The organism is Bradyrhizobium sp. WSM1417, from assembly GCF_000515415.1.
GTDB lineage: Bacteria > Pseudomonadota > Alphaproteobacteria > Rhizobiales > Xanthobacteraceae > Bradyrhizobium.
On record NZ_KI911783.1, the window covers coordinates 1,328,860 to 1,340,959 of the forward strand.

Genomic DNA, 12,100 nt, shown 5'->3' on the forward strand with positions numbered 1-12,100 from the left:
AGACGAAAATGCCCGGCCTCGTGCCGGGCATAAGCGTCCTCAGAGCCTTTTGATCGATGACTCCCCGCACCGCAACGCTGATCGGATTGACCGCGATCCTGATGTGGTCGCTGCTGTCGGTGATGACGGTGGCGACCGGAAGGATCCCGGCTTTCCAGCTGGCTGCGATGACGTTCGCAATCGGCGGTCTCGTCGGCCTGCTCACCTGGATCGGCCGCGGCGAGGCGGCGAAAAGTCTGCGTCAGCCGCTTGCCGTGTGGACCGTGGGTGTCGGCGGACTGTTCGGCTATCACGCGCTGTATTTCCTCGCGCTGCGCTTTGCGCCGCCGGCTGAAGCCGGCCTGCTGAATTATCTGTGGCCGCTCCTGATCGTGCTGTTCTCGTCGTTCCTGCCGGGCGAGCGGCTTGCCGTGCATCACGTCGTCGGCGCCGTGCTCGGCCTCGTCGGCACCGTGCTGCTGTTCGCCGGGAACACCTCCGGCTTCACGCAGGGGCAATTGCCGGGATTGGCCGCAGCCTTCATCGCAGCGTTCGTGTGGGCGACCTATTCGGTGTTGTCGCGGCGATTGAAGGCGGTGCCGACCGATGCGGTCGCGGGATTCTGCCTCGCTACCGCGGTGCTCGCCGCGCTGATGCATAGCCTGCTTGAAACCACGGTATGGCCGGACACGACCTTGCAATGGCTGTCCGTGATCGCGCTCGGCATCGGTCCGGTGGGTGCTGCGTTCTACGCCTGGGACATCGGCATGAAGCGCGGCGACATCCGCGTGCTCGGCGCCGCGTCCTACGCGACGCCGCTACTCTCGACCGGCTTCCTCATCGCCGCCGGATTCGCCAATGCCAGCGCCAACATCACCATCGCGGCGATCCTGATCGCCGGCGGCGGCCTGATCGCCGCGAAGGACATGGTGCTGCGGAAGCGGTAGCGTCATTGCCGGTGCAAGCCGAAGCGACGGGCCTTAGGGCTCCCAGCCCTTCGGCGCGAGCTCGAACTTGGCGAACTCGAATGCTGGCGCCACGGTGCAGCCGACCAGGGTCCACTCGCCGGTGGTCTCTGCCGTCTGCCAGGCATCCGCCGGCACGATCGCCTGTGGCCGCTCGCCGTTCAACAGGTCCGAGCCGAGCCGCACCTCGTGCTGAGAGCAGCCGTCATGGGCGATGCGCAGCGTGAGCGGGCTGCCGGCGTAATAGTGCCAGCTCTCGACAGCATCGATGCGGTGCCAGTGCGAACGCTCGCCGCGCGCCAGCAGGAAGTAGATCAGGGTCGAGCGCGCGCGGCCGTTGGTGTCGGTGGTCTGATCGCGAAACGTCTCGCGATAGTGCCCGCCTTCGGGATGCGGTCGGAGTTCAAGGCGCGCGATGATCTCGGCTGCGGTCGGCATCGATTCCCGTCAGGATTTGATCTTCAGGACTTGCTCTTCAAGACTTGTTCTTGCGCTCGCGCAGCTCGCCGAACACCGCGGTGGCATCCGCGCCCTTCATGTGCAGCCTGGCTGCGATCGACGGTTCATCGGCGCGCAGGAACACGTTTGTCCGCTTCTCGTCACCAAGCAGCGAGGGAATGGTCGGCTTGTTCTCGGCCCGCAGCCTCGCCACCTCGGCCGCGCGCGCCTGCAGCGCCGCATTGTCGGGGTCGACGGTCAGCGCGAACTTGACGTTGGACGCCGTGTATTCATGGCCGCAATAGAGCTTGAAGTCGTCGGGCAGGGCACGCAGCTTCAGAAGCGAATCCCACATCATCGGATAGGTGCCCTCGAACACGCGGCCGCAGCCGATCGAGAATAGCGTGTCGGCGGCGAACAGCGCTTTCTCGGTGTCGAACACGTAGGAGATGTGGTCGAGCGTGTGGCCGGGCGTCTCCAGCACGCGCCCCAACAAGCTGCCGACCTTGACGATTTCGGCATTGGCGACACGCAGGTCGACGTCCGCGATTTTGGTGGTCTTGTCATGCGGCGCGACGACGCGGCAATTGTATTTCTGCTTGAGTTCGGCGACCCCGCCGACATGATCGCCATGATGATGGGTGATCAGGATGTCGGTGAGCTGCCAGCCCTCGCGCTCGAGCGCCCTCACGATGGGGCCGGCCTCCGGCGCGTCGATCGACGCCGTCGCCTTGGTTTCCACATCGTGGATCAGATAACCGAAATTGTCGTTTAAACAGGTGAAAGTACGAATTTCGGCGGCCATGTCATCTCCATCGCGCTCAGCTCCGTCAGACAAATATGGCGTTAACGTTGCGCAGGCAATGCAATATTCCGCGCGCGGGAGCCACCGCGTGCATGTTACATTGCGATCATGACCATTGATGTCGTCGACCTCCGCGAGTTCTACTCCCGTCGCCTCGGGATTGTGGCGCGGCAAATGATCAATCGCGGTATTCGGGAGCGCTGGCCGCGCGTCGATGGCCAGAGGGTGCTCGGCTTCGGCTATCCCACGCCGTATCTGGGGTTGTTCCGCGAGGACGCGGAGCGCTGCATCGCCTTCATGCCGTCGGCCCAGGGCGTCCTGAAATGGCCGACGGGACGGCCGGCGCTCGCCTCGCTGGTGGACGAGTTCTCGCTGCCGCTTCCCGACGCCGCGGTGGATCGCATCCTGCTGGTCCACGCACTGGAAATGTCGGACGATCCGGCCGCGCTGCTGCGCGAGGCATGGCGCGTGCTGTCGCCGTCCGGTCGCGTAATTGCGGTGATCCCGAACCGGCGCGGGGTGTGGACCCGCACCGACAGCACGCCGTTCGGTCACGGCCGGCCCTATTCGCGCTCGCAGATCACCGACCTGTTGCGCCAGACCTGGTTCACCCCGACCGCCTGGGGCGAGGCGCTGTTCATGCCGCCCTATGCCGGCGGCTGGGTGCTGAAATCCGCGCAGATGTGGGAGCGCGCCGGCGCGGCGCTGTCGCTGCCTTTTGCCGGCGTGCACATCGTCGAGGCGACCAAGCAAGTCTACCGCGCGATCCCCGCCAAGCGCGAACGGGCGCGGCTGATTCCCTCACTGGCGAAGCCGGTGCTGGTACCGTCCTCGACGACCGCGACGCGCAGCTAAAAACAAACCGTCCCGGACAGGCCGGGACGATTCAGGTTAGGGTATCTGGCGCAGGATGTCCGGCGAAAGGTTTACTCGCCGGGGGCCACTTCGTCGCTCGAGGCGGCCGGAGCGGCTTCGCGCTCGGGGCGCGGGCCATTCGGGCGGCGCCGCCGCCGCGGAAAGCGCTCGCCACCACCACCACCTTCGAAGCCGGCCTGGCCGGGTGCGCCACCGCTCACCTGCGGCTGCGGACCGGTGATGAAAGAGGGCAGGCGATCGACGCTGACGGCGTCGGCGACGACGGGCTGGGGCTGGTTCAGCGGGAGCGGTTGGGGCTGGGGCTGATATTGCGGCTGCGGACGATGGTCGCGTTCGCGATGCTCGCGCGGCTGCTGGTTGTCGCGCTGATAGTGGTTGTCGCGCGGCTGATGATCACGCGGCTGATGATCGCGCGGGCCGTCGCGGTCGCGGGTGAACGGCGGTGGTGGCGGCTGTGGGACAAAACCCGGCTCCTGGCCGAAGTTCGAGAAATTCTCGCCGTCGTCCTCGCCGTCGTCGCTGCTGTTGCTGATGGGCTCGTCGCCGCGTGGCTGCTGGTTCTGCCGGAACTGTTCCTGAGCCGTCGCGATCAGGCGAAAATAATGCTCGGCATGCTGGTAGTAGTTCTCGGCCGCAACAGGGTCTCCGGAGGAGCGCGCGTCGCGCGCGAGCTGGAGATATTTTTCAGCAATATGCGAAGCCGTGCCGCGGATCTTGATGTCGGGTCCGTTGGACTCGTAAACCCGGGTCATCGGGTTCTGGCCGCGCCGGTTATTATTGTTGTTATTGTTATTATTGCGGTTGCGCATCCGCTGCTTGTTCTGACCGTTTCTCATGTCCTGCCTTTAATTCCAGCCCTAAAGGTTGCACGCATTACTGATTGCCGAGAGTGACCTGATGACAGCGGTTCACATCGCTTGCGCGCAACCGCACGCAAGAGCGGATTGATCCCTGCCGATGTTCGTCGACCGTCGCGTTCAACAAAAGACGCGTTCCCCACCGCCAGCATCCATCGCCAGCGAACCCATTCATATCGCCTGCCGAAACAAGCCCTGCTTTGTTGCGTAAGTCTTCAAGCGCAATATCAGGCTTTCGTTCACGTTGCGGTCGGTAAGCAGCGCAGCTCAAATGGCCATCGCGCTCAACAGGACCTGCGGCTTGGAACCTTTATCAGTAAGCTCTCGCCCGAGAGCCCGGCTTTCGCCCGTAAGTCTACGGGGCCGGCACCGATGTGTTGATCGGAAGGTAGTCGTTCCCAAGGGATATTCCAAGAGGTTTTTTGCAGCCCAATCCGGCTTTTATGAGGGCATTTTCCGGGCCGAAACCGCCCGCGGGATGCCCGCCAGATCGGCCTTGGGCGGCCTGTCCACGACCAACGCGGCAGCAATCATCAAGGTTTCAATATTTCGGGCCTGGCCCTGTCCGGCCTCGACGATCAGTGCTCCGCCGGGGGCGAGACGTTCAGCCGCCTGCGGGATCAGGGCGCGATAGGCGTCGTAACCGTCATTGCCGCCGTCGAGCGCCAGATGCGGATCATGCTCGCGTACCTCGATGTCGAGTTTCGGAATTTCGGCCGACGGGATGTAGGGCGGGTTCGACACGATGAGGTCGAACGGGCCGCGGAGCGCCGTTGCGTAGGAGCAGGCGACGAAGCTGGCGCGGTCGGCGAGGCCCAGAGCCGCGGCGTTGTCTCTCGCGGTCCTGAGCGCGGTCAGACTGAGATCGGTGCCGACGCCGAAGGCGCCGGGAATTTCGTGCAGGAATGCGAGCAGGATGGCGCCGGAGCCGGTACCGATATCGGCGATGCGCGGGCGCTGTCCCGATCCCGTGAGCCCACGAAAGATTTCGAGCGCGAGCTCGACCACTGTCTCGGTATCGGGACGCGGCACCAGGGTCGCCTCGGATAGCTGAAACGGCAGGCCCCAGAATTCCCGAGAGCCCAGAATGCGGGCGACCGGCTCATGCGCGAGCCGGCGCTGCGCATATGCTTCCAGCCGCGCAGCCTCTTCGGGTGCGAGTTGCCGGGCCGCCTGCGTCACCATGCCGGTCAAATCAAGCCTCAGCGCAGCCCCGACGAGCAGGCGCGCATCGAGAGCGGGCTGCTCGATGCCGGCCGATTGCAGCCTTGCTGCAAGCGCGCGCCGCGCACTCTCGATGTTATGTCCGGGATCGAAATCTGTCGCCAATGGAACCATCCTGCCTGGCATCGTGGATAGGCCGGGCGGCTTGCTTGCGTCAACGGAAAGGAGCGCGTCAGATTGCGCCCCGCAATGAAGGAGGGTCCATGACGCCCTACGACGATCAGAACGTCTTCGCAAAGATCCTGCGTGGCGAGATCCCCTGCTTCGAGGTTTTCAGGGACGACCGTAGTCTCGCCTTCCTCGATATCATGCCGCGCTCGCCCGGGCACACGCTGGTCGTTCCCCGGGCGCCGGCGCGCGGCATCCTCGACATCGCGGATGACGACCTCGCCGCGGTCGCCCGAACCGCCAAGCGGATCGCGATTGCCGCGATGAAGGCGTTCGACGCCGAGGGCATCATCCTTCAGCAGTTCAGCGAGCCGGCCAGCGGCCAGGTGGTCTTTCACCTGCACATGCACGTCATGCCGGTCAGGGCCGGAATCGAGCTGCTGCCGGCGCAGACGCGCAAGGAGGACATGACGGTGCTCGCCGCTCACGCCAGGCGAATGATCGCCGCTCTCTAGACGCCGAGATAGCGCTGGAGCAGCTCCGGCTGGGCCTTGAGCTCCCGCGCCGGCCCCTCGTGCACGATGTGTCCGTTGTTGATGATGTAGATCCGCGTCGCCAGCGCCAGCGTCGCCGCCAAATTCTGCTCGACCAGCACGATGGTCTGGCCGGCGGCGGCGAGCTCGCGGCAGGCCTTGACGAGATCGTGAACGATGACGGGCGCGAGCCCCTCGAACGGCTCGTCCAGCAGCACGATCTTGGGGTCGCGCACCAACGCCCGTGCGATCGCGAGCATCTGCTGCTCGCCGCCGGAGAGCTCGGTGCCGCGGTTGTTGCGCCGCTCCTTCAGCCGCGGAAACATTTCGTAGATCCGATCGAGCGGCCAGCGTTTCGGTGCGGTGATGCCGGCGAGGACGATGTTTTCCTCCACCGACAGGCTGCCGAAAATGCGGCGCTCCTCGTGCACGAGCTGCATGCCGGCCTGGGCGATTCTGTGGCTCTTTCGCCCGGCGATATCAATGCCGTCGAACTTCACGCTGCCGCTACGCGGCGTCACGACGCCCATCAGGCTCTTCAGGGTCGTGCTCTTGCCGGCGCCGTTGCGGCCGAGCAGCGCCACCACTTCGTGACGCGCGACGTGCATGGCGACGTCGAACAGGATGTGGGAGTCCCCGTAATAGCTGTTCAGGCCGTTGACCTCGATCAGGCTCATGCGGCGATCTCTCCGTGAACTCCGCCGAGATAGGCTTCCTGCACGGCGGCGTTGGCCTTGATTTCCTCCGGCGTGCCGTCGAGCAGCACCTTGCCTTCCTGGAGCACCGTTACGCGTTCGACCAGCTCGAACAGCGAATCCATGTCGTGGTCGATGATGATCATGGTGCGCCCTCGCGCGATCGATTTGAGCAGCTTGACGGTCTCGACACGCTCTCGCGGGCTCATGCCGGCGAGCGGCTCGTCGAGCAGCAGCAGGCGCGGCGAGGTGGCGAGTGCGAGCCCGATTTCGAGCCTGCGCTTCTCGCCATAGGCGAGCTCGGACACGGGCGTGTCGGCACGACGAGTCAGGTTCACCAAAGCGAGCGTGTGCGCCACCTGCTCCGTCAGGCCTTGGACGCTGGAGAGCTTGCGGAATAGGTCGAGCCGGAATTTCCCGCGCAGCTCGGCCAGCGCTGCGATCGTCAGGTTCTGACGCACCGTCAATCCGGTGAAGAGCTGGTTGACCTGATAGCTCTTGGTGAGGCCGAGCTGGCAGACCTCGGTGACCTTCAATCCCGTGATGTCGCGCCCCTCGAACACGATCTGGCCGGAGCTCGGCGCGATCTCGCAGGTCAGCATCTTGAAGAAGGTCGATTTGCCGGCGCCGTTGGGGCCGATGATCCCGCGCAGCTCGCCTTGATTGACGCTGAAATCGATGTCGCTGTTGGCGACGAGGCCGCCATAGCGCTTGGTCAGGCCGGTGGCTTTCAAGATCGGCCCGGAATAGGCGGGATGCGCGACCTCCTTGGCCTGCATCGGCGCCGGTGGGGGTTGCAGCGTGGCCCCGGCGTCAGTGGCCTCCTGCTCCATCTCCGCATCCGTCTGCTTTCGCTTTCCCGAGACGAGGCGGTAGAGATCGGCAAGACCGCCGATGATGCCGCCGCGCAGGAAGCAGACCAGCAGCACGAACACCACACCCAGCACCAGCTTCCAGGCCGCACCGAGCCCGAGCGCGGACTGGAGGAAGTCCTGAAGGAAGAGCCAAACGGTTGCGCCGACCAGCGGTCCGAACAACGTGCCCCTGCCGCCGATGGCCGTCTGCATCACGAGCTGGCCCGACGTGTCGAAGGTGAAGGCGTCGGGCGGCATGAAGGCCTGGAGCACGCCGAGCAGTCCGCCGGCGAAGCCCGCGTAAGCGGCTGCGATTACGAAGGCGGTCAGCTTGTAGCCATGGATGTTGTGGCCGACCGCAGTGGCGCGTAACGGATTGTCGCGGATCGCACTCAGAATTGCGCCGACCGGCGAACGCACGATCCTGAGGGCGATGACGACGCCGACGAAGTAGCACAACGCGATGAACTGATAGAGCGACCAGCCATTGGTGAAGTGGATGGTGGTGAAGCCGAGATTGAAGCTCGGTGTCGGCACGCCGGGCAGGCCGTTCTCGCCGCCGGTGAAATCGGAAAGTGGATTGAACTCGACGAAGAAGAACACCTCCGCGATCGCCACGGTGATCATCGCGAAATAGATGCCGGTGCGGCGCAATGCGATCAGGCCGATCAGATAGCCGGTCGCGGCCGCCGCGATCATGCCGATGATCAGCGCGCCCAGCACGTTGCCGAAGCCCGCGCGGGTCAGCAGGTAGGCGGCGACGAAGCCGCCGGTGCCGTAGAAGGCGGATTGGCCGAACGAGAGCAGGCCGGTGAAGCCGAACAGGATGTCGAAGCCGAGCCCGAACAGGCCCCAGACCAGGATCCTGTTCACGGTGTTCGGCGCGAAGCCGAGATGAGGCAGCACGAAGGGGGCTGCGATCAAGCCGATTGCAGTCAGGGCTTCGATCAGGAAGGGGCGTTGCTTGAGCATCAGGTGATCGCTTACTCGCGGCCCTGGACGCCGAGCAGGCCATGCGGTCGTACCACGAGTACGAGCGTCATCGCCGCAAACAGCATCACATAGGCATAGCCGGGGTTGAACATGGAGGTGACGCTGATGATCTCGCCGGCGATCAGGCCGCCGAGAATTGCGCCGGGGAACGAGCCGACGCCGCCGATCACCACCACCACGAAGGTCTGGACCAGGATGTCGTCACCGATGCCCGGTGTCAGCGACACCACCGGCGCATTGACGATGCCGGCAAAGCCGGCGGCCATTGCGCCGATGCCGAACACCACCATGAAGACGCGATAGACATTGATGCCGAGCGAATCGACCATCACCGAATCCTCGATGCCGGCGCGCACAATCATGCCCAGCCGGGTCCGGTAGAGGACGATGAAGAGTGCGCCGAGGGCGACCGCAACGATGCCGACGACGGCGAGGCGGTAGGTCGGATAGAACATGAAGCCGAGATTGGTGATGCCCCGGAACAGGGCCGGCGGTGGCACCAGCTGCGACTGGCTCGAGAAGATCAGGCGCACGAGCTCGACGAAACAGATGCCGAGCCCGAAGGTCACGAGCAGCTGATCCTCGTGCGGGCGGTGATAGAAATGGCGGATGATGACGCGTTCCATGAGAACGCCGAGCAGCATCACGAACAGCGAGCCCGCGATCACCGCAAGGATGAAGGACTCCGTGTATTGATAAGCGACGAAGCCGGCATAGCCGCCGATCATGAACATCGCGCCGTGTGCGAGGTTGAGCACGCCGAGCGTGCCGTAGATGATGGTCAGGCCGGAGCTGATCAGCGCGAGCAGGGCGCCGAGCGCGAGCCCGTTGAAAAGCTGTGAAACGAGGTTGGGCCAACTCATCATGCGACAATCGCTGTTGTGGCGCGCGATGTTGCGCGTCAGAAAAGGGCGACGCCGCGGGACCGGAGTGCAGTCCGCGGCGTCACAGGAGTTGGCGAGATCTCAGCTGTAGTCGCCGAGATGGCAGCCGAAGGCGTCCGGCTTCTGCATCAGGCCTTCACCCGGCACGATCTCGACGACGTCGTACCAGTCTTCCTTGTTCTTCATGTCCTTCTGCTGCTTGCCCTTGACGATGATCACCGGCCGGACGCATTGGTGATCCTCGGGACGGTAATGGACGTCGCCGACCAGCGAGGGGATCGTCTCGCCCTTCTCGTAGGCCTTGATCACGTCGGGCGGGCTGAAGCTGCCGGCCTGCTCGCACATGTGCGCCCAATGCGCGAAACTGACATAGGCGTTCTCCGCGCCCCATTCCGGCTTGTAGCCGTACTTCTTCTCGAAGGCTTCGTTGAACATCTTGGCGAGCGGGAATTTGTCTTCGATGGTCCACCAATAATCGGTGGCGGCGTAGACGCCCTGCATCAGGCCGCCGGTCTCGCGCGCGATGAAAGGCACCTGGTAGGGGACGACCAGCTTCATCTTGTCGAGCACGCCGAACTGCTTGGCCTGTTGCGTCGACAGTACCGCGTCGTGGCCCCAGTTGACGTTGATCAGCACGTCGGCGCCCGAATTGGCGACGTTCAGCAGATAGGAGGAGTAGTCGGGTGCGCCGAGGGGCGCCACCTGGTTGGTGGTCGTCGTCCAGCCCGCTGTTGCGAGGAAATCCTGCATGGATTTGGTGACGGTGTGGCCGTAGGTGTAATCAGGCGTGAGATACGCCGCCTTCTTGCCCTTGCCGAACTCACGTACCATCACCGGGCCGATCGCTGCAGCCGCAGTCTGGCCGTAGAAGTTCTGGCGAAAGCCGTAGCGAACGCAATCCTTGCCAGTGGTGTCGTTCGAGCCGGAAATGCCACATACGAAAATCACATGTTCGCGCTGGGCGAGTTTGTTCAGCGCGACCGCAACGGCGCTCGATGTGCCGCCGGTGATCATGATCGCCTTGTTCTCGCTGATGAAGCGCTGCTGCGCCTGCACCGCCTCGTTCGGCTTGGCCGCGGAATCGGCGACGCCGAACTTCAGCTCCTTGCCGAGCACGCCCTTGCTGGTCTTGGGCGAGATCTTCTTGATCAGCTCGTGGCCTTCATTGATGTGCTCGATCGCGAGCTGATAGCCCTTGAGCTCGTCTTCACCCTGCACGGCATAGGTGCCGGTGCGCGGCACCGAGATGCCGATGAAGGCGGTAGAACCCGAGACTCCCGCGGGGTAGGAGCCGATCGCCGGCTTGTCCTCGGCAAACGCCGGCATCGCCGGCAGCATCGAGCCGCCGATGAGGCCCGCGGTGGTCTGAAGCAGGCCACGGCGCGAGAGGCCGCGGCGGATGAGATTGTCAGTCATGATCGTTTCCTCCGAACATCGTTCTTTTTGCAGGCAAAGCACGACCTGTCCGGCGGCAGCCGACCTCTAGGGCCTGCCCGCGCCGGGCACGTCACATCCGCGTGTAGCTCTTGGACGTAAGCATTGCTTGTGAACACCTTCTGTCAATTTCGTCTTTGGTCGAACGCCGAAAATTATCTCGTGAAAACATATCGCATCACGATATATATTAGCCTTTGTGAGTACGAGGCTGGCGGGTTCGGCGAGAGAAATGGCGCGGCAGACGACAGTGGCGGGTACCCGGAAGCGACGGTCGTGGCCGCAAGGTGCGGAGCGGCAGGAGGCGGCGTGGCCGGTGGAAGAGGCGAACGGGCAGCGGGCGACACCGCAGTCCGGCGATGCCTCGCGCATCCCCGATCCGCGCACCTGGCCGGCCGGCCGGCGCGGGCCCCTCGTCGGCCCCGTTCAGGCGAAGCGCGCACCCGGTCCGATGCAGAAGCTGAGCGTGCGCGCCCAGAACGTCCTCAAGGAACTCGCGGTCGAGCTCACTGCCGAGCAACCGCCGAAGGGGAATTGGTCGCCCTCGCGCGAATTGCTGCTTGCTCTGACAGCTGAACGCCTCGCCACCGCGCGCAATTGCGGTCCTCACACGATGAGGGAGATCATCGACTGGGCGCAGGGCTGCGGCGTGACGATCAAGCCGGTGATCCCACCCGGCGGCTCGCTGTCGCAGATGTGGGCGGAGATGATTACCAATGCATCCGCCGGTACCTTGACCAGCTCCGAGATTGCCGGCGCGCTGCAGCGCTCGATCCGGCGGAAAAGCGTCCGCATCCCGATCGCGTTCCAGGTCATCCTGGTGAAGATCCTGCTGTCCAGCTTCGAATAGATCGACGGATAGCTGTGTATCCGGAGTTCCCGCTGGTTGGTCCCCGCGCTGCTGCTTGCTACTTTGGCTGGGCTGCCCGCGTTGCCGAGTGGCAAGAACGGAGGGGCACGGCATGGTTCGGGCGAAGAAGGCGCAGCCGTCCACGGCGGCGAAGCCTGCGGGGCCTTCACGCGGCCACACAATGCGCGACTCCGACTATGCTGGGCTGGCGCAGTTCCGCTACCAGATCCGAAGCTTTCTGGCGTTCAGCGAGGCAGCCGCAGCACAGCAGGGACTGACGCCGACGCAGCACCAAGCGCTGCTTGGAATCAAGGGCTTTGTGCGTCCGGGTCCCGCGACAGTCGGTGATGTCGCCCGATTTCTGCTGATCCGGCATCACTCCGCTGTGGAACTGATCAACCGCCTCGCGAAACTCGGGCTGGTCAGCCGCATTGCCGACCCAGAAGACGCCAGACGCGTGCATCTCAAGCTGACGAAAAAGGGTGAGCAGAAGCTCCAGGCGCTTTCCCGGAAGAACCTCGAGGAACTCCGCCGCGCCGCGAGCCCGGCATTGAGTCGGCTCCTGAAGTCGTTCCGCGCCTCCAGCGGGGCCTGACGCGAGGTCA

General features: G+C 64.4%; 13 protein-coding genes. 5 read left to right on the forward strand and 8 right to left on the reverse strand.

All coding sequences use genetic code 11. The features are described from left to right. Positions 1-56 precede the first annotated feature (56 nt). The gene (locus BRA1417_RS0106425) at positions 57-926 is read left to right on the forward strand and encodes a DMT family transporter (RefSeq protein WP_027515121.1); all 870 of its coding nucleotides are present in this window, start codon (positions 57-59) and stop codon (positions 924-926) included. A 33-nt stretch (positions 927-959) separates the two neighbouring features. On the opposite strand, the gene BRA1417_RS0106430 is transcribed toward BRA1417_RS0106425, so the two are convergent. Then, positions 960-1,382 (reverse strand): cupin domain-containing protein, encoded by a 423-nt coding sequence (locus tag BRA1417_RS0106430; protein ID WP_027515122.1) that lies wholly within the window; start codon positions 1,380-1,382, stop codon positions 960-962. 37 nt (positions 1,383-1,419) lie between these two features. Continuing rightward, positions 1,420-2,187, reverse strand: coding sequence for a hydroxyacylglutathione hydrolase (gloB, locus tag BRA1417_RS0106435; RefSeq protein WP_027515123.1), 768 nt, complete (start codon positions 2,185-2,187; stop codon positions 1,420-1,422). Between the two features lie 108 nt (positions 2,188-2,295). Here gloB and BRA1417_RS0106440 point away from each other — a divergent pair, with 108 nt between their 5' ends. Then, complete coding sequence (locus tag BRA1417_RS0106440; RefSeq protein WP_027515124.1) at positions 2,296-3,042, forward strand: class I SAM-dependent methyltransferase; 747 nt, start codon at positions 2,296-2,298, stop codon at positions 3,040-3,042. A 71-nt stretch (positions 3,043-3,113) separates the two neighbouring features. On the opposite strand, the gene BRA1417_RS0106445 is transcribed toward BRA1417_RS0106440, so the two are convergent. Then, a complete protein-coding gene (locus BRA1417_RS0106445) occupies positions 3,114-3,899 on the reverse strand; it encodes a DUF4167 domain-containing protein (protein ID WP_027515125.1) in 786 nt (261 codons plus the stop codon). 462 nt (positions 3,900-4,361) lie between these two features. Then, positions 4,362-5,258 (reverse strand): peptide chain release factor N(5)-glutamine methyltransferase, encoded by an 897-nt coding sequence (gene prmC / locus BRA1417_RS0106450; protein ID WP_027515126.1) that lies wholly within the window; start codon positions 5,256-5,258, stop codon positions 4,362-4,364. An 89-nt stretch (positions 5,259-5,347) separates the two neighbouring features. Here prmC and BRA1417_RS0106455 point away from each other — a divergent pair, with 89 nt between their 5' ends. After that, a complete protein-coding gene (locus BRA1417_RS0106455) occupies positions 5,348-5,767 on the forward strand; it encodes an HIT family protein (protein WP_027515127.1) in 420 nt (139 codons plus the stop codon). Here BRA1417_RS0106455 and BRA1417_RS0106460 read toward each other — a convergent pair. The 4 genes from BRA1417_RS0106460 to BRA1417_RS0106475 all read right to left on the reverse strand — a co-directional run bounded on the left by BRA1417_RS0106460 (position 5,764) and on the right by BRA1417_RS0106475 (position 10,627). Further along, on the reverse strand, positions 5,764-6,462 hold the full coding sequence (locus tag BRA1417_RS0106460; protein ID WP_027515128.1) for an ABC transporter ATP-binding protein: 699 nt from the start codon (positions 6,460-6,462) through the stop codon (positions 5,764-5,766). The two genes, BRA1417_RS0106455 and BRA1417_RS0106460, sit on opposite strands and share 4 nt — an antisense overlap. Next, positions 6,459-8,306: an ATP-binding cassette domain-containing protein gene (locus BRA1417_RS0106465; RefSeq protein WP_027515129.1), complete on the reverse strand. Its 1,848-nt coding sequence runs from the start codon at positions 8,304-8,306 to the stop codon at positions 6,459-6,461. The genes BRA1417_RS0106460 and BRA1417_RS0106465 overlap by 4 nt, the downstream gene beginning before the upstream one ends. A gap of 11 nt (positions 8,307-8,317) precedes the next feature. Further along, entirely contained in the window at positions 8,318-9,193 is an 876-nt protein-coding gene (locus tag BRA1417_RS0106470) for a branched-chain amino acid ABC transporter permease (RefSeq protein WP_027515130.1), read from the reverse strand. 99 nt (positions 9,194-9,292) lie between these two features. Next, positions 9,293-10,627, reverse strand: coding sequence for a substrate-binding protein (locus BRA1417_RS0106475; RefSeq protein ID WP_027515131.1), 1,335 nt, complete (start codon positions 10,625-10,627; stop codon positions 9,293-9,295). Between the two features lie 250 nt (positions 10,628-10,877). On the opposite strand from BRA1417_RS0106475, the gene BRA1417_RS0106480 reads away from it, so the two are divergent. Then, the gene (locus tag BRA1417_RS0106480; protein WP_027515132.1) at positions 10,878-11,495 is read left to right on the forward strand and encodes a hypothetical protein; all 618 of its coding nucleotides are present in this window, start codon (positions 10,878-10,880) and stop codon (positions 11,493-11,495) included. 112 nt (positions 11,496-11,607) lie between these two features. Continuing rightward, a complete protein-coding gene (locus BRA1417_RS0106485; RefSeq protein WP_027515133.1) occupies positions 11,608-12,090 on the forward strand; it encodes a MarR family winged helix-turn-helix transcriptional regulator in 483 nt (160 codons plus the stop codon). Positions 12,091-12,100 lie beyond the last annotated feature (10 nt).